The following is a 20,437-nucleotide window of genomic DNA, read 5'->3' as shown; positions in this document are numbered from 1 at the left end:
CTAGGATAAAAATACCTGTACCTTACAGGTTAGTGAAACATAGTCTTCAACTGCTTGCCAGTTACTGATCGTCCGGGGCGTCTCGCTCGGCCCGGTCTCTGAGAGCCGCGAGCGTGTTCAGCGCCTCCAGCGGAGTCATGGTCGCGACGTCGGTCTCTCTGAGCGCGCGTACCACCGCTTCGTCGCCCCCTGCCATCGCCGGGGCGACCGCGTCGGCCGTCGAATCGTGGCCGTTCGCCTTCGGCGTCGTTCCGGCCTCGGCGGCGGAACGGTCGCTGTCGCCGCCGTCCCCGCCGTCGCGACCGTCTCCCGTCACCGCGGCTCCGTCCCGCCGCTCGTCGGCGAGCAGTTCCCGAGAGCGGGCGACGACGTCGTCGGGGACGCCCGCCATGTCGGCCACTTCGACGCCGTAGGAGGCCGCGGCCGCGCCGGGCGCGAGTTCGTGGTCGAAGACGACGCTCCCCTCGTCACGGCTCGTCCGGAAGTGGCGGTTGGCGACGCCGGCCAATTCCTCGGCGGCCGCCGTGAGGTCGTGGTGGTGGGTCGCGAACAGCGTGTACGCGCCCACCTCGTCGTGGAGGTACTCGGTGACGGCGCGGGCGATAGCGAGGCCGTCCGCCGTCGAGGTTCCGCGTCCCACCTCGTCTAACAGGACCAGCGAGTCGGCCGTCGCCTCCGAGAGGATGGTGGCGAGTTCGGTCATCTCGATCATGAACGTCGAGCGCCCGCCGGCGATGTCGTCGCTGGCCCCGACGCGGGTGAACACCCGGTCCAGTATCGGGAGGTCGGCCGACGCCGCGGGGACGAAACTGCCGGCCTGTGCCAGCAGGCAGACGAGCGCGACCTGTCGCATGTACGTCGATTTGCCGCTCATGTTCGGTCCGGTGACGACGGCGAAGAAGGGGTCCCGTTCGGCGTCGGTCTCTCCCTTCGTGCCGTCCGCGCCGTCCGCGCCGACCGGACCGCTGCCGAGACGCGTGTCGTTGGGGACGAACGCGGCTTCGGTGCGTTCGACGACCGGGTGTCGCCCCGCCTCGATCTCGATGCCGTCGCCGCCGACGGTCGGTCGGCAGTAGCCGTGGCTCGCGGCGACCTCGGCGAAGGAGACGAGGACGTCCAGCCGCGCGAGTCGGTCCGCGAGCGCCTGTACCCGCTCGGCCTCGTCGGCGACGGCGTCCCGAACCGCGCAGAAGAGGTCGTACTCCAGGTCGTCGGCCTCGCTCTCGGCCCGGAGAATCGTCTCTTCGCGCTCCTTGAGTTCGGGCGTGTAGAACCGCTCTGAGTTCTTCAGCGTCTGTCGGCGCTGGTAGTCCTCGGGCACCGAGTCGAGGTTGGCGTTCGTCACCTCGATGTAGTAGCCGTGGACCGAGTTGTGGCCGACCTTCAGCGAGTCGATGCCGGTCCGCTCGCGCTCGTCGGCTTCCAGGTCGTCTATCCACTGCTTGCCCGAGCGCTCCGTCGAACGCAGGTCGTCGAGTTCCTCGTCGTACCCCTCGCGGACGACGCCGCCCTCCGTGATCTCCTGTGGCGGGTCCGGGCGAATGGCGGCCTCTATCTCCTCGCGCGTCTCGGCCAGCGGGTCGATCGTCGCGTAGAGGTCCGAGAGCAAGCGGGCGTCGGCCCCCGAGAGCGCCTCGCGCACGTCGGGCACCACCGACAGCGTCGCCGCGAGCGAGCGCAGGTCCCGCGCGTTCGCGCGACCGCGAGAGACGCGCGAGATGAGGCGTTCGAGGTCGTACACGTCCGCCAACAGGTCGTGTAACCGCTCGCGGGTCGCGGGGTCGCGCGACAGTTCCGCGACGGCCTCGTGGCGCGCGTCGATGCGGTCCTCGTCCAGCAGCGGGCGGCGGAGCCAGTCGGTCAACTTCCGGCGGCCGAGCGCGCAGGCGGTCTCGTCCAGCGTGTCGACGAGCGTCAGGTTCGCGTGGCCCTGCACGGAGCGCCGCTCGAACAGCTCGAGGCTCTCGACGGCCACCGCGTCCAGCAGCATGTACTCGCGGGGGTCGTAGCGAGTGAGGTGGTTGAGGTAGTCGAGCGTCCCCTCGGGGTCCACGTCGGGGTCGACCGGCTCGCCGTCGGGACCGACCGCGCCCGCGCTGCCGCGGGTGTACTCCGCGTAGGCCAACAGCGCGCCGCAGGCCCGTCGCTCGGCGTCGCCGGCCAGCAGCCGCTCTGGCGGCCCGAAGTAGCGCTCGATGCGCTCCTCGGCTCGCTCGCGCTCGAAGGCCGCGGCGTCGTACTCGGTCACGAGACACGCCGGCCCGAACGTCGCGTCCCGCTCTACGTCCACGTCCGGGCCGACGATGGCCTCGGCGGGACCGAACCGGCTCAGCTCGTCGGCGACGGCCGTCTCGCTCCCGACGCTCGTCGCGTAGCAGTCGCCGGTCGAGACGTCGACGAGCGCGAGCCCGTAGTCGTCCGCTCCCTCGGTCAGCGCGGCGACGTAGTTGTTGTCCGCGCCGCCGAGCAGTTCCGCCTCGGTGAGCGTCCCGGGCGTGACGACGCGGGTGACCGCCCGCTCGACCACGCCGCTGACCTCGTCGGGGTCCTCGACCTGGTCGGCGACGGCGACCCGGTAGCCGGCGTCCAGCAGCGTCTCGATGTACGACTCGGCGTTGTCGATGGGGATGCCCGCCATCGGGTACTCCCCGGTGGAGTCCTCCCGTTGTGTCAGCGTGATCTCACAGAGGCGGGCGACCCGCTCGGCGGCCTCGCAGAAGGCCTCGTAGAAGTCGCCCACTCGAAAGAGGACGAGCGCCTCGTCGTAGCGCTCACAGAGCTCGAAGTACTGCGCCATCATCGGCGTCAGGTCGTCCTCCAGCTCGGCCATCTTCGCTGGCGGGCCAAGCGCAGCGTCCATGACTTGTCTGGCGGTTCCGGCGCGGAAATACTCCACGGTCGGACCGCTCGCGGGCGGGATACCTCAGTCTTCGTCGGCCGCGCCGGCCACGTCGGACCCGTTCTGTTCCTCTGCGAGCAATCGCTTGTCGGCGGCCGCGCTCGACTCGGTCTCGGCTTTATCGCGCTCTCCCAGCGGGGCGGCCGGTCGGTCGGTCGAAGCGATACCACTGTCCGTCGCCGAGGACGAGACAGGCCCCGCGTCGACGGTCCTCGATGACGCGCTCGTCGGTGTCGATGGCCACGTCGACCAGCCCCGAGAGCGAATCGACGGCGACGACCGGCGGTCCCTCCGCCTCGCTGGGCACGCGCCCGGTCGTTATCCAGTCGTCGAACTCTCGGCGGGTCGAGCGGTACGCGAGCCACCGGCGCTCGGCGTCCGTGACGGTCAGTCGACCGGAGCGACGCGCGGCCACGAGACCGAGCGTTCCGACGCCGCCGAGGAGCAACAGGAGCGGCCCGCCGGCGGTTCGGAGCGGGCCGTACTCGACGGGGACCTCCGTCTCCTCCGTCTGCCCGCCGGAGTCGGTCATCGCTCCCGACTCGCTGACGCGATAGACGCCGTCGCCGGAGGCGATAGACAGCCGGGACGCGTCGCTCGCTTCGACCGGGCGGCCGTTTCGGGTCCCCGAACGCTCGACTTCGGCGACGACGGCGACCTCGGTCTGCCCGGGCGTTCCGCCGACTTCGCTGTCGATGCGGGCGGCCTCCGCGGCCGCCGCGGTGGCGTTGACCGAGAACGGCGCGACCGCTCGCTCGCCGGGTCCGAGCGACGACGCGCTGACTTCGGCCAGCGGGCGCTCGACGCGCCAGTAGACGGTTTCGTTGCCCTCGCCGGTCTCCTCGACGGAGCGCATGACGAGCGTGACCGTCGTCTCGACCGCGAGGTTCCCGCCGTCGCTGGCGGCGTACGTGTAGACGAACGACCCGTTCAGTCGCGGCGTGAGCCGCTGGTAGTACACGGAGCGGTTCCGGAGGACGGTGCCGGCCGCGAACGCCTCCGTGTCGTCGACCACGGTCGCACTGTGCGCGAACTCGCCGCTCGACTGCCAGGACGCCACCTGTCGCGTCTCGGTCCGCGTCTCGCCGTCGAGATAGGTCGTGTACGTGACTGCACCGCCGAGGGCGGCGACCAGCAAGAGCGCGGTGAGCGCGAGCGCGTAATTGTCGGCCAGCATCGCTCGAAGGCGACGACCCCGCGTGTCTGTTTCGCTCGTTCTGTCGTTCATGAGATGCTGAGTGAGTTCGTTGGATACGCTATCTGAGTCGGGAGAGGACTCGGTCGAACCGAGAGGGGCTCTCTCGGGAGCGAGTCCGGACGCGTCCGGTCCCGGCGAGCGTCGTCCCGAGGAGGTAGAACGACCCGCCGAGGATGCCGTCGATGGCGGCGATAGGGAGCCACGGGTGCACCTCGTAGAGCGCCCGAATCGTCGGCTGGGGAAGCACCAGCAGGTATCGGTGTTCGACGAGGTACTGTCGGTAGTAGCCGGTCTCCGGCGGCGCGGTGAGGACGAGCGTCGCGTTGACCGTCGAGCGGCCCGGAATTCGCGTCTCCCGGGGTCGAACGTCGACGCCGTCGGTCACCGGCTCGAAGTACGCGACGACGGGGACGAACCCGCCGTTCTGGAGGAGATACGGCACCGACTCGCTGGTCCCGGTTTCGATGACGCGACTGCCGGGCGCGTCGCTCTCGGCGCTGACGATCCCGAACTCTGCACTCCCCGCCGGGGCCACCATCGCCGCCGTCGCGGCCAGCACCACCGCCGCCGCGAAGACGGCGACGACGAGGCGGACGTTCGTCCCCGTCTCCCGCGACCGAGTCCGCCGGCGCTTTCGGTCGCCGCTCAGCGCCACGTCCGCGACGTACGCTCCGAGCGATAGCGTCACGAGCAGATAGGCGATGCCCTGCGTGCCGAGCAGCGAGCGGCTGCCGGTGAGCACCGCGAGGCGTTGCTGTACCCCCGCGATGGCGTCCTGCGCGCCCGTGACGAGCAGCCCGACGCCGGGGATCGACAGCACCGCCCCGCCGGGCTGCCAGGCGACGGCGACTATCTGCGCGTCGGTCACCGGCGGCTCGTCGCCGTCCTGATCGGTGAACGGGTTGTTGTCGCCCCGGGTCACGTAGCCGCGGTCGGTCTCACCGACGACCCGGTGGGTCGTCAACCCCCCGCCGTGCAGCTCTTCGGCTCGAAACGTGACTACGTCTCCCTCCTCGATCGGCCCCGCGACGGCCGCCGGCACCGCCACGAACCCGTCGCCCGGGTCCAGCGTCGGTTGCATGCTCCCGGTCGTGACGTAGCCCAACAGCACGGGTTGGCCGAGCAGTTGCCCGGCGACCATCGCGACGAGGAACAGCGCCATCGCTGCCTCCAGCCCGAGCTCTACCCCCCCTCCGCGCTGTCATCGTTACCTGTACGATACTCCACCATCAAGTAATTGGCGGAGTGACAGTATCCATCTGCGTCACAGTCGCGGCGAAGTGGCAAACAACGCGCGGTCGAGCAGTACCGTCGCGTACGCGCCGATGAATCCCAGCGCGTAGCCCAGTACGTGGACGTAGAGGTTCACGACGCTACCCGCGACGACGGGGTCGACCGGAAACGTGGCGATCGGCACCGTGAGAAAAACCACCGTCGAGACGACGGCCAGTTCGAAGTACCCGGTCCGCGCCGCGGCGTCGGCGAGGGTCGATCGACTCGGCCACCACTCGTCGAGACCCGAGACCACGTACAGCGCGACGGTCAGGGCGAGCGCCGCCAGCACGCCGAGGAGCGTCACCGAGAGGAGCCACGTGACCGGTACCATCGCCCCGCGCAGCGGGACGGCGACTCGGTGGGTGCGGACGGCGACGAGGGTCAGCGTCGTCATCAGCAGCAAGCCGACGAAGAACAGCAGCGGTCCCGTCTGTCGCACCCGCCCGACGCCGAAGCGCCGGTCGAGATAGGTCGCGAGCGTCAGCGGCAGGTAGCCGTAAAGGGCCATCAACACGCCCGAGAAGCCGACGCCGGCGCTCTGTCGGACGATCGCGAGGTTCAGATACGACAGCGTGAGCGGACAGGCGAGCACCAGCGAGACGAAGACGACGCGGAACCGCCGCCGCTGCCCGCTCGTCACGCTCAGGAGGTAGGCCGCGGGGACGACGAGCGCGTACACCGCGAGGTTCGCCCCGAGATGGACGGGCGTCAGGTGGACGAACGGCGAGACGAGCGCCGTCGCGAGCGTCGGGTCCGCGTACTCGAAGGCGAACGACTCGCGGACGGCGAGCGGAAGCGACGCGACGGCGAGCAACGCTACCGGGACCGAGAGCAGCAGACAGACGTCGAGTATCGCCGTTCGCTCGCGGACCGTCCGCAACGGGCTCTCGTCCGCCGTTTCCGTCTCCTCGCTCGCGTTCATCGATCGGTCGTCTGCCGTTCGTTTCGGCGCGTCCCTCATCTCAGTTGCGGCGGTATCGACGGGTCACGTCGGGCGGACCACGCGTGCGTCTCAGCCGAGCGCCCGGAACGCGGCGAGTCCGAGCAACACCGCCGCCAGCGACCCGACGACGAGTCCCAGCGGTCCCGGACTGAAGCCGCCGAGTTCCGTCGGCTCGCCGGCCGCCGGCGCGTTCCCACTCGGCGCGGTGTCGCCCTCGTCGGTCACCGCGGTCCCCGTCTCGTCCGTCGCCTCGGCTGTCTCGCCGTCTGCGTCCGCGCCCGGCGTCTGGTCGGGGGTCGCCGTCGGTGAGGCCGGCGTCTGTCGCGACGGTTCGCTCGCCCCGCCCGCCTCATTTCGGACGTCTTCGTTCTCGCGGTCTTCGAGGCCAGCGTCGTCATTGTTGTCGTTCTCTCCAACGTCGTTCCGGCCGTTACTGCCGTCGTTTCCGCGATCGTTCCGCCGGTCCCGCTGCTCGGCGAGCTCCGCGTGCACGGTGAACGTATCTACCTCCTCGACGTCGTGGTTGCCGCGGGTGTCAACCAGCAAGCCGACCGAGACGCTCTCGTTCGGCCGGAGGACGACGCTGTTCTCGCTCCGTTCGAGCGAGTCCTCGGGATCGGTGTCCCGGTAGAACCGCACGTCTTCTGCGTCGTCGGTCAGCCAGACCTCGGCACTGCTGTCGCCGGTGTAGGTCATCGTGAACACGCAGTCTATCGGAGTGACGGCGTCGGCGTCCACGCCGGCCCCGTCGATATACGGGTTGGCGTCGGTCAACAGGAGTTCTATCTCGTCGTTCTCGTTCAGGACCGCGTAGCCGCCATTGGGAGTGTCGGCGGGTGCCATCTCGATGTCTTCGCTAATTTGGTCGGGTCCCGACTCGGCGAACGGTATCGCGCCGGTCGGGACGAGTATCGCGGCAGACGTGACGGTAGCGACGAGCAGGAGTATAGTTCTATTCACAGGTGATCAGTATGCGTTAGATGGCTTGGTTTCGTAAACTGCGGACTATTAGCAGGAATCGAAATTTGGCAGAGATTATTATTTCCCGAAATATTTGTCCGAGAGTGTCTTCAAAGAGAGATTAATAGCCTCTCTGTGGAAGACCGAATTAGGTGTCGAAGTCGTTGTTATTCAACGAAGTACGATCGTATGCATTGATCGTGATACTTTCGTCAATGTCCCAGTCAGCACCGTTGTTCACGACGTACAGACCAACTTCGACACTATTGCCTGACGCGATGATACGCTTATCTGGAAGCTTCCAGTTTCCGTTAGAGTCCACTAGATCGTTCGGATCGTATACATCGAGGGACTTACCGCCAGGATCGCCCACAAAGAAGTGAAGCTGGCTCCCACTACCAGTGTCCAGTGCGTTGTTGAGCGCCTCTGAATCGATAGAAATCCCGACTGCCTTGGTGCCCTGGTTCGTGATCTGGAACACTTCGCGGATCTGCGTCGTCGCGTCCGAATTGATGCCTGACCCTCCACCAGACACAGATTCATCCAAATTGAGTTCTAGCGTTGCCGAATTGTCATTAGTGGTATCCGCGTATTCACTAATGGAACTAATGCCTAGGTACGCGTTTGAGTCATCCGCCACCTCAACTGAAACGCCACGGTTCGCGCTTACACTTGAAAACGCGCCGGTACCCATTGCAGCGGCCGAGCCGGCCGCGAGCGATCCCATTCCGATCAGGAACTTGCGTCGTTGCATCGTTTGTATACCTCAGCGCCCACCCCCTACGGGCAAGCGCTACCTGAGTCATGTCCCCCTTCCCCCATTGTAGTAATCTCTTTGACAGGGGGCCTGTGAGTGTTTGAAGATTGATAGGGGCCGACTACGGTTCCAAGGAGGGGGTTCAAACACCGTTTTCGATACCGTATCGCGCTGCTATCTGTACGGTTGTCGGTGTCTACGGGCAACTGAAGCCGAGTTGTTCGGAGTTGTAACCAGATGCGACTCGAGTAGCTTCATGATAGCTATCCAATGGTTTTATACCATATGTGGACCACTTTGCAAATGCACACAGCCGAAGCCATCGCAGTCGGTCGCGGTATCTCCCAGGGGTGGGAGGTTAGCATGAGTAAGGCACAAGCAGGATCCACCGGGGCTGAGACCCTTCAGACGGCAGAGGAACAGGAACCGGACGACCAATCGGAAGAGGAGACGGACCTCTCGCGCGACGACGCGTTCGAGATGCTGAGCAACCGCCGGCGGCGCTACACGTTACACTACCTCCACGACGAGCGGACCGACGTGACGCTGTCGGACCTCGCCGAACAGGTCGCCGCGTGGGAGAACGACAGCACCGTCGGGGAGATCTCCGCGAGCGAGCGCAAGACGGTGTACACCTCGCTCCAGCAGTTCCACCTCCCGAAGATGGACGATACCGGCGTCGTCGACTTCGACCGCCGCGCCGGCGAGGTCACGCTCACCGACGCCGCGGCCGACCTCGACATCTATCTGGAGGTGGTCGACAGGTACGACGTCCCGTGGAGCTCGTACTATCTGGGGTTCACGCTGTTCGGGACGGCGCTCGTCTCGCTCTCGTGGCTGGAGCTCGCACCGTTCGCCGCGGTCCCCTTCGCCGGGTGGACCGTGTTCCTGCTGGGAGTGTTTCTCGTCTCGTCCGTCTCGCACTTCCTGCTCTCCCGGCGGATGCGGCTCGGCGTCGACGAGAAACCCCCCGAGGTGAGCGATGCGTAGGCGAGTCGCCCTCGCGGTCGTCGCGGTCGCGGCGCTGGCGTTCGCCGTCGGCAGCGGCGGGTTCAGTTCGGTGACGGCCGACCGGACGGCGAGCGTCGAGGTCGTCGGCGACGAGGACGCCTACATGGCGCTGAACTACTCCGACAGCCAGGTCGAACTGTCCGGCAGTAGCGAATACGACGATACGTTCGTCACTGCTACGAACCAGTTCGCTCAACCCGTCAATTTCACCATCGAATACGACGTGTCGACCGATGAGGGGCTGAGCGCGTCTCCGGCCAGCGACACCGTAACGAGCCAGTCGGTCGGCGTCGGCAACGAACGGGACGTAACAGTGCAGTTCAACTGCACCGGGAGCGGCCAGCAGAACGCGACCGTCGAGTTCGGCGCGCGGGCCGAGGGCGCGAGCGTCTTCGCGGAGACGACCGAGAATCGAACGGTCGAGTATCAGGTCGACTGCTCGTCCGCCGCGTAAGTCACGGCCGAGCGAACGACCGCCGAGGGCTGAAACCCTTACCCCGCCGCGGACCCTACGTCGGCCATGGCTGCTTCCGACCACGACCGACCGGTCACGGTTCGAACGCGCGCGGAACTCGACGACGTATTGGCGGACAGCGACCGCGTGCTGACGATGGTCCGCACCGAGGGTTGTACCATCTGCAAGTCGATGGAGCCGATCCTCGACAACGTCGCCCGAGCGACCGACGCGGCCGTCGTCGTCTTCAACCCGAAGGAAGATTTAGACGCCGTCGAGGCGTTCGACGTTCGGAGCGTCCCGACGTTCCTGCTGTTCGTCGACGGGGAACTGGTCGACCGCCGCGCCGACGGGTTCGTTCCGACGGCGGAGCTCGTGGCGTTCGTCGAGTCCGACTGACGGCGCGAGCCGTGCGTCGCCCGCCATCGCGACCGCGCGGCCTATTCGTCGCCCACCCGCACGGTCGTCACCGGAACCGGCGAGCGGCGGACGACCTTCTCGGCGACGCTGCCGATGAGATAGTGATCGATTCCGGTTCGACCGTGCGTTCCCATCACGACGAGATCCATCGCTTCGTCCTCGACGTACTCCAGGATCTCCGTCCGAGGGACGCCCTCTCGAACGACCGTTTCCGCCGCGATGTCGTCGGGAAGCTCGGCGACGGTGTCTTCTACGGCCTCCGTCGCGCGCTCTTCTTCGGCTTCCGTCCACGCTTCCGAGGAGAGCCCGCTGGTCGGGCTCTCGAAGCGGTTGCGCGTGTCGACGACCGAGAGGACGTGTACGGTCGCGTCGAACGACTCGGCGAAGTTACCGGCGTGCTCTGCGGCCGCGGCGATGCCGTCGCTGCCGTCGGTCGGGAGCAAGATATCGTCGTACACGTCCGGACGGTGAACGCCCGGACGTTAGAAAGCACCGCTGGCCATCAGGAACAGCGCGACGGAGATGATGGCGAACAGCCCGCCGACGCCCTTCTTGATGATCTCGGTGTCCAGTGCGGCGGAGACGTACGGGGCGATCTGGCCGCCCGTGGCGGCCGCCGGGGCGGTCCAGATGACCATGTTCCAGTGGGTCGAAGCGAGGTCGATGTTGTGTGCGCCGGGGACCAGTCCGCCGCCGAAGACGTGGACGAGCGACGCGAGGATGGCCGTCGTGGCGACGACGATGTGGTTGGTCCCGATGGCGATCCGGACCGGGACGTTCGTCCGGAGCATCGAGATGATACCGAGCTCGCCGATGCCGAACCCGGCCAGCCCCTGGAAGATGCCGCCGACGCTGTAGTTGGCGAACCGTTCGAGGTAGCCGCCCTGCGTGTAACTGTAGTCGTTGCCGTCGCGGTCGACGCGCGTGACGGTTCCGGCGTCGTCCTTCTCGACGCCGGCCGGCCCGAGTTTGTCGTCGTCGTCCGGCAGTCTGTCGTCGGTTCCGCCGTCGGTCGAAACGCCCGACTCGTCGTCGCTGGCGTCGGGCTCCTCGTGGTCGAGATCGGCCTTGAACAGGAGGAACGACGCCGCGATGAGCGCGATGCCCAGCAGCGCGTGGAACACCGGCGCGGGGATGATAAAGGAGAGCAGCGCGCCGGCGACGACGAACGGGATCGCGCCGCCGACGAGCGAGAGCGCCAGTCGGCGGTCGACGAGTCCGTACTGGATGAACGCGAGCGACGAGCTCGACAGGCCGAACGACTCGCTGATGAGCCCGATCTTCACCAGCTGTTCGGGCTTCATCTCGAAGGCGAACAGCGGGAAGACGAAGATGAGGAACGGGACGAACAGCGCCGACCCGCTGATGCCGACCGTGTTGACGATGGTCGCGCCGACGAGGAACGCGAGGAACAGCCACCAGTACTCCAACCAGTAGCCCGTTCCGGGGTCGGCGGGCGACGTGGGCGCGAAGAAGTAGACGCCCACCACGAACGCCAGCGGCGCGAGGAACACGAAGACGTGCTGGTACTTCAGAAACGTCTTTTGGATGCTTCCCGTGGGTGACGACGAGGTCATTGAGGGTGAGCCCTGTTTTGGAAACTCGGGTATAAGTGCGTTGTTGTCTGTGTTTCCGTTTTCACTCAACAATAGTGCAAGATGTCGCAATCGCCGCGGAATAATCTGACTAAATGAGGTTCGCACCCGCTCGCGTACGCGTTCTCGAATCCCTAATGTTTATTATATCGGCCATGCTAGTCCGTGACGTAATGAGTTTTCCCGAGGGACCGATCGAGACGGAGCAGGACGACAGTCACGACGCGGTCGATCCTGCCCCGACGGACGGGTTCGTCGCGGGGATCACTCGGGCCGTTCGAAAGCACGTAGCGACGTGGCCGGGACGCTACGTCGAGATGCGCGTCGAAGCCCGTTCCCCGCGTCGGAAGTAGCGCCGCGTTCGGCGGATCTTCTTCGTGCATACCCCGACGAGCGGCCGCTCTCCCGACCGGAGCGTGCCCCGTTCGCCCGGCGAAACGACTAACCGGGGGACCGTCGGCCATACGGTATGGACATCGACAGAATCGCCGTCCACGAGTCGGTCGCCGAGGCCTGCCCGACCGACTCGCTCGCACAGTCCCTGTCGGCCTGCTCGGTGCCCGTCGAGACGACGACCGACGGCGAATCCTACGCCGATGGCGACTGCGTGGTGACGTTCTCCCCCCGCGAGGCGTTCCTCGACGCGGCGTGGGTCCACGGCGTCCGAGCGGGCTACGACGAGTTCGACACGGCCGCCTACGAGGCGAGCGGGACCGCCCTCACGAACAGCACCGGCATCCACGGCGACACCGTTCCCGAGACTGTCGTCGGCTACCTCACGGCGTTCGCCCGTCGCCTCCACGTCTACCGGGATCGACAGCGCGACCGGGAGTGGGACCACGAACCCTACGACGCGCCCTTCACGCTCTCCGGCGAGCGCGTCTGCGTCGTCGGTCTCGGCACCATCGGCCGCGGAATCGTCGACCGGGCCGACGCGCTCGGGATGGACGTGGTCGGCGTCCGTCGCTCGGACGACCCGGTTCCCGGCGTCGAGCGGGTGTACGAACCGGCCGACCTCCGGACCGCCGTCGCCGACGCCCGCTTCGTCGTCCTCGCCGTTCCGCTGACCGGCGAGACGGAGGGACTCGTCGACGCCCGGATTCTCGACGCGATGCCGGCGAACGGCTATCTCGTCAACGTCGCTCGCGGCGACGTGGTCGTCGAGGACGCCCTGCTATCGGCGCTCGACGAGGAGACCATCGCCGGGGCGGCCATCGACGCCTACTGGGAGGAGCCGCTCCCGGCGGACCACCCGCTCTGGGAGTTCGAGAACGTCATCGTGACGCCCCACTGTGCCGCCTTCACGAACCGCTATCACGAGGACGTGGCGGCGCTCGTCCGCGGGAACGTCGAGCGGGTCGCCCGCGGCGACGAACTGCGAAACCGCGTTGCCTGAACCGCTCAGGTGCCTTCGACCAGCCGTTCGAGCTGTTCGGGCGGCACCGCCCCGCGGGCGGCGTGGCCGTCGTAGGCGAACGTCGGAACGCCCGTGACGCCCTGCCGTCGGGCCGCCGCGAACTGCTCGTGGATCTTCTCCCGGAGCGAAGCGTCGTCCAGCGCCGAGCGGACCACGTCGGCGTCGACGCCGGCCTCGGTCGCGAGTTCGACCAGCACGTCCGCGTCGCCGATGTCGCGTCCCTCCTGCCAGAGCGCGTCGAAGACGGCTCTGTCGAAGGCCAGCCACGTCTCGTAGTCCTCCCGCTCTTTCAGCGCGTAGGAGACGACCTGCGCGGGCAGGGAGTCGACGTCGGTGGCGATATCGAGGTCCATCTCCACGCCGTACTGTTCCTGTAAGCGACGGACGCCCTGTTTGGCCTCCTCGTAGTACTCCTCGTCTTTCCCGTCGTCCACGGAGTGGTCGATGCTCCCGTCCGGGTTCCGCTTCTGACTCCGCAGGTCGTAGGGGTGCCAGTCGATTTCCAGTTCGTTCTCACGGTCCGCCTGATACTGTCTGAGTGATTCGCGGCCGAGGTAGCAGAACGGACAGACGTAGTCGGAGTAGACCGTGATGCGTTCGTCGGTCGATGTCTCGCTCATCGTCCCGATTCTATCGGTCGGTCCCTAAAGAGAGAGGGCCGGTCGTGTTCGACCCGCGCACACCCCAGCCCGACTGTGAATCGGCTGTTCTCGTGCCGATGGTAGTCACTCGGCGTCGACGAGGCGCTCCCGTACGCCCTCCAGATGAGCCATCCCGACGACGGCCACGACGTCGCCGGCCGTTCGGAGCGACGCCAGCCGCTCGGCCATGTGCCGCTCGCGCGCCGCTGTACGAACCGTGGCGGCCGTCGGCGGCTCGAACGCCGACAGTACCGAGTTCGCCGCCCGAATCCGCTCACGCTCGTCAGTGGCCTGCCTGTCGGGGGCGTCGTCCGAGCTCACGTCGTACGTCGTCGGCGCGTCGACGGCAATCCGTAGCGTAGTCCGTGCGGCGACGGTGGCGGCTACTCGCCGGGTCGCGACTTCCCTCGTCACCGAGAGGAGCGCTCGCACCGTGTCACAGACGGCCGAGAGCGACGCTCGTTCCCGGTACAGATCGCCGACGAGATGACGGAGAAACGTCGGCGTCGGGCCGTCGATGCCGACGACTCGGGCGGCGTCCGCGGCCTGTATCGCCGCGCTCATCTCGCCGCCGAAGGGCGGCGGCGTCCGCTCGTCGGCCGCGTGCTGTTCGAACAGCGGCACGGCCGGCGGCGGGAGTTCGAGCGCGAGGGTCGCCGGCGTCTCGCGGTCGAGAACGGCCCTGACTCGGTACGTACTCGCGGGGTGGTCGTGGACGACGCCGACGAGGAGGACGTCGCCCGCCGCTCCCGGGATTCGTTCGAGGCACTCCTCGCGGAGGCGGGGGTCCGTCACGTCGTCGTCGTCGCTCGACTGCACGGCGGTAATACTACTGTATCGGACCGAACGGCTTGATTACGCTTCCGGCTCCAGATGGCTTACTGACAGCTCTCTGGCGTGCTCACGTGAAAGGGCGGCGGTACGCATCGCCATCTCCCGGTAGGCGATTGGTTCCGGGCTTCAACGACCGGGTTTGTTTAAGCCTCGGTCACGAAAGACGGTCGTATGGCAGACGACACCGTCATCGACCTGCTGCGACAGGCCTACGGCGACGAGATGGAGACGGTCATGAACTACCAGACCAACGCCATCGCCCTCGACGGCGTGCGCGCCGAAGAGATAAAGCAGAGCCTCCGGGAGGACATCCAGGAGGAACTCGGGCACGCGGAACAGCTCGGCCAGCGGCTCAAGCAACTCGACGCCCAGATACCGGGGTCCTCGGAGTTCGTCGCGCGGCAGGACTCCCTGCAACCGCCGGAGAACACGACCGACGTGCTGGCGGTCATCGAGGGCGTCTTGGACGCCGAGAACGACGCCATCCAGACGTATCGCGACCTCGTCGACGCCGCCGAGGAGGCCGACGACCCGGTCACCGAGGACCTCGCAGTTACCATCCTCGCCGACGAGGAAGCCCACCGGACGGAGTTCCGGGGCTTCCGCAAAGAGTATCGAAACGACTGACGCGGCCGCGAACGCGTTCTTCTCCGCTGTAACGTCCTCTTATCGAGCGGTAGGCGCGCTTCGCCTCCGCTCGGCCCGCGGTTGTGCCAGTATAACAATGCCGTCTCTCCGGGCATGGATTACTGCAATGGCACGAACGAACCTCTCGGAGGAGGACGAAGGCAAGCGAGTCGTGAACAACAGGGGCGACGAGGTCGGCGTCATCTCGGGGTATCGGGGCGGGCACGCCTACGTCGACCCGGACCCCGGGATCACGGACAAGATCATGTCGACGCTCGGCTGGGAGAACGTCGACGACGACGATTACAAACTGGACTCCTCACAGGTAGCGAGCATCGACGACGACGAGGTCCGACTCAAGTCGAACATGTAGCGTCGGTCGCTCGCGGGTCTCGAACCCTGCTCAGTTCTCGACCGCGCCGGCCAGTCGCTCGGCCCGGTCCAGTAGCCCCTCGACAGTCGACGCGAGAAGTGTGATCTCCTCGGCGACGCCGTCGTCGCGAGCGACGAGCGCGACCGGCGACCCGTTGATCGTCTCGACCGCCCGCGAGACGTCCCGCGATACCGCCTCGTCTTCCGGCACGCCTGCCTGACGGTCCGCGGCATCGATCGTCGCGACCGATCCGTCGAGGGTTTCGAGGGCCGATTCGACGCGCTCGCTCGCTCGGCAGGTGACCGCGAACCGGAGTTCGGAATCGCGTTCGCGGGCGGCCAACAGACGCGCTCCGAGGGTCGCCGACGCACCGAAACGCACACAGCGGTTCGAGTGGCCGTCGCTCGCTGACTCCGTCGACACGCCCTCGACGCCCGCGACCTCGCCGGGCGTCTCGGCGTAGGGCGTCGCGCCGGCGACGGCCGTTCCGTCCCCGGGAACCAGCGTCGTCAGGTCGCTCTCCGTGAGCGCCGAGACGACCCCCTCGACCGCCTCGCTCGTCTCGTGACGAGCGGCCTCGTTGCGGACCTCGACCATGTGGTGGACCGCTCCCGGTCCCTCGCCCACGTCGAGGTTGTACCGCACCGCCCGCGACAGCAGTCCGATACCGCTGCCGACGGCAGCCGTGAGGTCGTCGCCGTGAGCCAGTCGCGTGGCGATGGCCGACGAGAGCGTACACCCCGACCCGTGCGTGGCCTCGGTATCGACTCGGTCGTGGCGGAACGTCGTCACCGAGTCGGCGGCGACGAGCGTGTCGACGACCTCGTCGCCGGGGACGTGCCCGCCCTTGACGAGCGCCGCGTCGGCCCCCATCTCGACGATGTCCCGTCCCGCCGCCTCGGCGTCGTCGGGGCTCGTAATCTCGCGGTCGGTCAGCACCTCGGCCTCGTCGGCGTTGGGCGTGACGAGCGCCGCCTCGGCGAGCAGTCGCTCGTAGGCGGCCTCCGCTTCGGATGCGAGCAGTCGGTCGCCCGACGTGGCGACCATCACCGGGTCGACGACGAGGTTCGGGAGGTCGGCGGCGGCCTCGACCACGAGATCGATGACCTCGCTGGTGGCGAGCATACCCGTCTTGACCGCGGCTACTTCGAAGTCCTCGCGGACGGCCCGAATCTGTGCCTCGATCTCCTCGGTCGGCAGGAGGTGCTGGCCCCGCACGTCGGTCGTGTTCTGTGCCGTGACGCTCGTGACGGCGCTCGTCCCGAAGGCCCCGCCGGCCTCGATGGTCTTCAGATCGGCCTGAATCCCGGCCCCGCCGCCCGAGTCGCTGCCCGCGACGGTGAGCACGACCGGCGGCGTGACCGGCGCGTCCGCTCGTGGCATGTTCGAGGGGTCGACCGGCGGCCACAAAGCGGTGCTGGTCTCGGAGACCGTCGCGCGGCAGAAACGAAGGCGGGACGAACAAACCGGCAATCGAGGCGTTGTCCTAGTATGCTAATAATACTCTTAAGCATGCCTGGGAAACGCTTATGTGTTCGAACCTACTGGAAACCGGTGTACGATGGAACCGGCATCGAACGATTCCGACGACGCGACCGAGCAGTACGGCACCTTCACCACCGGCGGCGGCGACACCGTCGTCTACGACACGCAGAACCCGGAGGCGTGGCTCCAGTCCAGCTATGCCGTCGAAGTAGGACCCTCGTCGGAACGAACGAGCGCGTAACTCACTCCCGTAGTTTTCCCATGTACTCCTCGAAGGTCCCCCAGAAGGGGTCGACCCCGGGGTGGTCCGTGGGCTCGCCGTCGACGACCAACCCGCTTTCTTCGGTGACTTCGCCGGCGTCGGCTGCCGGAATCCCCTCCGCTTCGAGTGCGGCCAGCACGTCCTCGACGCCGTCGGGGTCGACGGCCGCCAGCAGCGTCCCCTCGCTGATGGATATCCACGGGTCGATACCGAAGAAGTCGCAGGCCTCGCGGACGCCCGGTTGCATCGGTACTCGCGCCGTCTCTAGCTCGATGCCGACGCCCGCGGCGCGGGCCATCTCGTAGAGACCGCCGTAGATCCCGCACTCGGTGGCGTCGTGCATCGCGTTCACCGACCCGGCCGCGGCGGCCGTCAGCGCGTCCCTGACGGGGCTCATGTCGTAGAATCGGTCGGTGGCGTCGTCGATGGCTCCGGCGTCCAACTCCCCCTCCATGAGCGACTCGAACTGGATCGAGAGCAGGCCGGTCGCCTCGATCGCCGGTCCCTTCGTTATCACGACGCGGTCGCCGACCCGCGCGCCGTCGGGGCGAACTAGTTCGTCGAACGACCCGACCGAGACGCTCGTCGCGCCGCCGACCATCGGATAGTTGCAACCGGCGTAACGCCCGGTGTGACCGGTGACGACCGAGACGCCGAACTCGCGGGCCTCCGCGTCGAACGTCTCCCAGACGGTGCGGAACTCCTCGTTCGTTATCTCGGGCGGGAGGTTGAAGTCGACCGAGAGGTGCGTCGGCGGCAGGCCGGAGACGGCCACGTCGCTCAGCAGGATGTGGAAGGCGAACCACGCCGCTCGCTCGAACCCCAGCGACGGCATCAGGAACACGGGATCGGTCGCCATCGCGACCGCGCGGTCGCCCACGTCGATGACGCCGAAATCGACGCCGTGGCGCGGTCCCAGCGTCACGTCCTCGCGGTCGGCACCGAGGTTCGGGTAGATGTACTCGTCGAAGAACTCGCGGTCTACTTTGCCGAGGTCTGCCATAGCGAACCGTACTACGCCGTGGTACTAATCGGTGGCCCTCGGTTGTAGCGGGAAGGGCCCGGGTCGCGAGCGCCGACTCAGGACCGGCGACGAGCGGCCGCGAACGCGACGAGGAGAGCCGCGAGCAGCGCGCCGACGACGGTGAAGCCGGGACCGTCCGCCGCCGTCGTCTCCGCCGACCGATTCGGCGTCGCCGTTCCCGTCGCCGGCGTCGCCGTCCCTCCGGTCGGCGTCCGCGTCGTCATCGACCCGTTCGAGGGCGTGACCGTTATCCGGACCGGATCCGCGCCGCCCGCCGAGACGACCACGCTGCCGGCCTCGGGAAGCGGGACGCCGCTCGCAACTTGCGTCGCGTTCTCCGGTGGGAGCGACACCTCGCGCATGGCGACGGCCTGATAGTCCCGCGTGAAGACGACGGTGCCGGTCGCCGGGACCTCGGCGTCGTTGACGACGGTCGCCGTCACGACGACGGAATCGCCCTGCGTGAGCGTCTCGGAACTGACCTGCACGTCCGTCACCCGCGTCCGGGCCGGTCGCTCGACGACGACGGTGACGTTGGCCCCGTCGACGCTGGCGGTGTAGCGACCCGGCGTCGCGAACGTGTGCGACAGCGGCACCACCCGCTCCTCGCCGGGTTCGATGCGTCCGCGCTCGGTCGTGACGGCGGTCCCGTTGATGTCGAGCGTCGCGTTGTAGGTCCCCTCGGTGCCGCCGGCGTTGCTCACCAGGGCCTCGACGGTGAGCGTCTCGCCGGTCGCCAGCCGTATCGGGCTCGTCTCCGTGACGTTCGCGGACCGATACGGGCCGCTCACCCGGTAGGCCCGCGACTCGATGGCGTCGGGCAGCGAGTAGCTGATCCTGGCGGGCAACTGACCGAAGACGCGGGCGTGGACGCTCTCGTTCCACATCTGCAGGTCGGCGGGCGTCTCGGTGTACGTCGCCGCCGTCGCCCGCGAGTCGTTGCCGGCGGTCCGCTCGACGGCGGTGAGCAGGTCCTCCTGCGTCACCGGTTGGTCCATCCCGTTCAGCTCTCGGATCGTCCCCTGAAGCGTCGCCTCGCTCGCCGTCTGGACGCGGATCTCCTCGTCGATGCGACCGGCCGCCAGCGACCCCTTGACGTAGTTCGCGTTCTCCTCCCACGTGGCCGGCTGGGCCAACACCACGGAGTCGTAGACCGATCGCTCGCCGTCTTCGAGCGCGTCCCGGAACGCGTCGAAGTCGATGCGGTCCTGTTCGAGCGAGAGGAACGCCGCGTAGTACACCGCCGTCCCCTCGGTGAGCCAGCGGGTCCGCTTGGCGGGTTCGAAGGACTGTCTCGTGTGCGTGTACTCGTGGAGCCAGACGTTCTCGGGCGTATCGAGCGGCTCGTCGTCCTGTATCCACATGTCAGACCCGCCCTGTTCGAGCCCGCGGACGGCCCAGTCGACGCCGTCGGTCGGCGCGGCGACGACGAACACCTCCTCGTCGCGGTCGCCGACCCGGAGCGAGTCCGACGCCGCGGCCAGCGAGTCGAGGACCTCCTCGGGCGACTCGGCGAGGTCCGCTCGCTCGGGGACGACGAGCCGGAACGTCTGGCCGTCGGCCTCGCGCCGGAAGGTCGCTACCTCGCCGAGGTAGACGATCTGGTCGCCCGCCGCACCCGGCCCGTCCGTCGTCACCTGCTGTTGGAACGTCATCCGGTCGCGGCCGGTGTAGCGCCACCGGGTCGGCGTCTGCGACCGACTGATGAGCGCCCACTCGCCCGCGTCGGCGGCGACGTACCGTCCTTCGGACCCCTCGATCCCGGCTCTCTGGGCCGTCTCGTTGGGGTCGATTCGGTAGTCGATGGTCGCCGTCTCCGTCTCCTCGTCCCAGACGAACGTCGTCTCGTTGATCCGACTGAACCCGTCGGTGTCCCGTACCGTCGCGTTCCGGGGCACCGCCGTCTCCAGTGAGACCACCCGGTCCGGGATCTCGTAGGTCAGCGTCACGTCTACCTCGCCGGGCTCCTCGGGCGTCAACGAGTAGGTCTGGGTCTGATTGATACTGTCGTCGTCTGCGACTTGGAAGATCTGTCCGCCGGCGACGGTCGATTGACCCTGTGGGCTGGCCAGCGCCGCCGTTTCGGCCGGTGTCGTCCGTCCCGTAGCGTCTGCTGCCCCCGCCGCCGGCCCCACGGACGTGAGAACGAGCAGTATAGCGCAGGCGACCGCGGCCCACCCTCGCTGCGCCACGCGCATTGTGACCTCTTAACGGTCCCCGGTTCATATAACTGTCCGGTTGTACCGAACGTAATCTATCGCC

21 protein-coding genes are annotated in these 20,437 nt (G+C 67.5%); 8 read left to right on the top strand and 13 right to left on the bottom strand.

The genetic code is table 11. The features are described 5' to 3' along the window. Positions 1 to 61 precede the first annotated feature (61 nt). From mutS to EGH23_RS10480, 6 genes are all read right to left on the bottom strand, one after another. Positions 62 to 2,860: a DNA mismatch repair protein MutS gene (mutS, locus tag EGH23_RS10505; RefSeq protein WP_220579966.1), complete on the bottom strand. Its 2,799-nt coding sequence runs from the start codon at positions 2,858 to 2,860 to the stop codon at positions 62 to 64. A 157-nt stretch (positions 2,861 to 3,017) separates the two neighbouring features. Beyond that, entirely contained in the window at positions 3,018 to 4,127 is a 1,110-nt protein-coding gene (locus EGH23_RS10500; RefSeq protein WP_220579965.1) for a DUF5305 domain-containing protein, read from the bottom strand. Between the two features lie 28 nt (positions 4,128 to 4,155). After that, positions 4,156 to 5,259, bottom strand: a complete 1,104-nt coding sequence (locus EGH23_RS10495; RefSeq protein ID WP_220579964.1) for a S26 family signal peptidase — start codon at positions 5,257 to 5,259, stop codon at positions 4,156 to 4,158. Between the two features lie 102 nt (positions 5,260 to 5,361). Continuing rightward, a complete protein-coding gene (locus tag EGH23_RS10490; protein ID WP_220579963.1) occupies positions 5,362 to 6,294 on the bottom strand; it encodes a hypothetical protein in 933 nt (310 codons plus the stop codon). A gap of 90 nt (positions 6,295 to 6,384) precedes the next feature. Then, on the bottom strand, positions 6,385 to 7,275 hold the full coding sequence (locus EGH23_RS10485) for a hypothetical protein (RefSeq protein WP_220579962.1): 891 nt from the start codon (positions 7,273 to 7,275) through the stop codon (positions 6,385 to 6,387). A 148-nt stretch (positions 7,276 to 7,423) separates the two neighbouring features. Further along, positions 7,424 to 8,029: a hypothetical protein gene (locus tag EGH23_RS10480; protein ID WP_220579961.1), complete on the bottom strand. Its 606-nt coding sequence runs from the start codon at positions 8,027 to 8,029 to the stop codon at positions 7,424 to 7,426. A 306-nt stretch (positions 8,030 to 8,335) separates the two neighbouring features. On the opposite strand from EGH23_RS10480, the gene EGH23_RS10475 reads away from it, so the two are divergent. The 3 genes from EGH23_RS10475 (at position 8,336) to EGH23_RS10465 (ending at position 9,896) form a co-directional block, all read left to right on the top strand. After that, entirely contained in the window at positions 8,336 to 9,022 is a 687-nt protein-coding gene (locus EGH23_RS10475; protein WP_236044762.1) for a DUF7344 domain-containing protein, read from the top strand. Then, entirely contained in the window at positions 9,015 to 9,497 is a 483-nt protein-coding gene (locus tag EGH23_RS10470) for a hypothetical protein (protein ID WP_220579960.1), read from the top strand. Before EGH23_RS10475 ends, EGH23_RS10470 begins: the two co-directional genes overlap by 8 nt. Before the next feature lie 66 nt (positions 9,498 to 9,563). Continuing rightward, entirely contained in the window at positions 9,564 to 9,896 is a 333-nt protein-coding gene (locus EGH23_RS10465; protein WP_220579959.1) for a thioredoxin family protein, read from the top strand. Positions 9,897 to 9,937: 41 nt separating this feature from the next. Here EGH23_RS10465 and EGH23_RS10460 read toward each other — a convergent pair whose 3' ends face one another. Continuing rightward, positions 9,938 to 10,375, bottom strand: coding sequence for a universal stress protein (locus tag EGH23_RS10460; RefSeq protein ID WP_220579958.1), 438 nt, complete (start codon positions 10,373 to 10,375; stop codon positions 9,938 to 9,940). Between the two features lie 24 nt (positions 10,376 to 10,399). Further along, entirely contained in the window at positions 10,400 to 11,494 is a 1,095-nt protein-coding gene (locus tag EGH23_RS10455) for a sulfite exporter TauE/SafE family protein (protein ID WP_220579957.1), read from the bottom strand. A 191-nt stretch (positions 11,495 to 11,685) separates the two neighbouring features. Between EGH23_RS10455 and EGH23_RS10450 the strand changes: the two genes are divergently transcribed. Together EGH23_RS10450 and ddh are read left to right on the top strand one after the other, a co-directional pair. Continuing rightward, a complete protein-coding gene (locus tag EGH23_RS10450; protein ID WP_220579956.1) occupies positions 11,686 to 11,865 on the top strand; it encodes a hypothetical protein in 180 nt (59 codons plus the stop codon). A 116-nt stretch (positions 11,866 to 11,981) separates the two neighbouring features. Further along, positions 11,982 to 12,908, top strand: a complete 927-nt coding sequence (gene ddh / locus EGH23_RS10445; protein ID WP_220579955.1) for a D-2-hydroxyacid dehydrogenase — start codon at positions 11,982 to 11,984, stop codon at positions 12,906 to 12,908. Between the two features lie 5 nt (positions 12,909 to 12,913). Here ddh and EGH23_RS10440 read toward each other — a convergent pair whose 3' ends face one another. Together EGH23_RS10440 and EGH23_RS10435 are read right to left on the bottom strand one after the other, a co-directional pair. Continuing rightward, on the bottom strand, positions 12,914 to 13,549 hold the full coding sequence (locus EGH23_RS10440; RefSeq protein WP_220579954.1) for a DsbA family oxidoreductase: 636 nt from the start codon (positions 13,547 to 13,549) through the stop codon (positions 12,914 to 12,916). A gap of 105 nt (positions 13,550 to 13,654) precedes the next feature. Then, positions 13,655 to 14,389: a hypothetical protein gene (locus EGH23_RS10435; protein ID WP_220579953.1), complete on the bottom strand. Its 735-nt coding sequence runs from the start codon at positions 14,387 to 14,389 to the stop codon at positions 13,655 to 13,657. 186 nt (positions 14,390 to 14,575) lie between these two features. Here EGH23_RS10435 and EGH23_RS10430 point away from each other — a divergent pair, with 186 nt between their 5' ends. Both EGH23_RS10430 and EGH23_RS10425 read left to right on the top strand, forming a co-directional pair. Next, positions 14,576 to 15,031 (top strand): ferritin-like domain-containing protein, encoded by a 456-nt coding sequence (locus EGH23_RS10430; RefSeq protein ID WP_220579952.1) that lies wholly within the window; start codon positions 14,576 to 14,578, stop codon positions 15,029 to 15,031. A gap of 127 nt (positions 15,032 to 15,158) precedes the next feature. After that, entirely contained in the window at positions 15,159 to 15,404 is a 246-nt protein-coding gene (locus tag EGH23_RS10425; protein WP_236044761.1) for a PRC-barrel domain containing protein, read from the top strand. A 30-nt stretch (positions 15,405 to 15,434) separates the two neighbouring features. Here the strand turns inward: EGH23_RS10425 and thiD are convergent, their stop codons facing one another. Then, entirely contained in the window at positions 15,435 to 16,787 is a 1,353-nt protein-coding gene (thiD, locus tag EGH23_RS10420) for a bifunctional hydroxymethylpyrimidine kinase/phosphomethylpyrimidine kinase (protein WP_220579950.1), read from the bottom strand. 178 nt (positions 16,788 to 16,965) lie between these two features. On the opposite strand from thiD, the gene EGH23_RS10415 reads away from it, so the two are divergent. Then, complete coding sequence (locus EGH23_RS10415; RefSeq protein ID WP_164509624.1) at positions 16,966 to 17,130, top strand: DUF7331 family protein; 165 nt, start codon at positions 16,966 to 16,968, stop codon at positions 17,128 to 17,130. Position 17,131: 1 nt separating this feature from the next. Here the strand turns inward: EGH23_RS10415 and EGH23_RS10410 are convergent, their stop codons facing one another. Both EGH23_RS10410 and EGH23_RS10405 read right to left on the bottom strand, forming a co-directional pair. Continuing rightward, positions 17,132 to 18,154, bottom strand: a complete 1,023-nt coding sequence (locus tag EGH23_RS10410) for an AIR synthase family protein (RefSeq protein ID WP_220579949.1) — start codon at positions 18,152 to 18,154, stop codon at positions 17,132 to 17,134. A 77-nt stretch (positions 18,155 to 18,231) separates the two neighbouring features. Further along, positions 18,232 to 20,373, bottom strand: a complete 2,142-nt coding sequence (locus EGH23_RS10405; protein ID WP_220579948.1) for a peptidase — start codon at positions 20,371 to 20,373, stop codon at positions 18,232 to 18,234. Positions 20,374 to 20,437: the final 64 nt, after the last annotated feature.

The organism is Haloarcula nitratireducens (assembly GCF_019599505.1).
The sequence above is the reverse complement of the archived record's forward strand: the minus strand, read 5'-3'. Positions and strand labels throughout refer to the sequence as shown.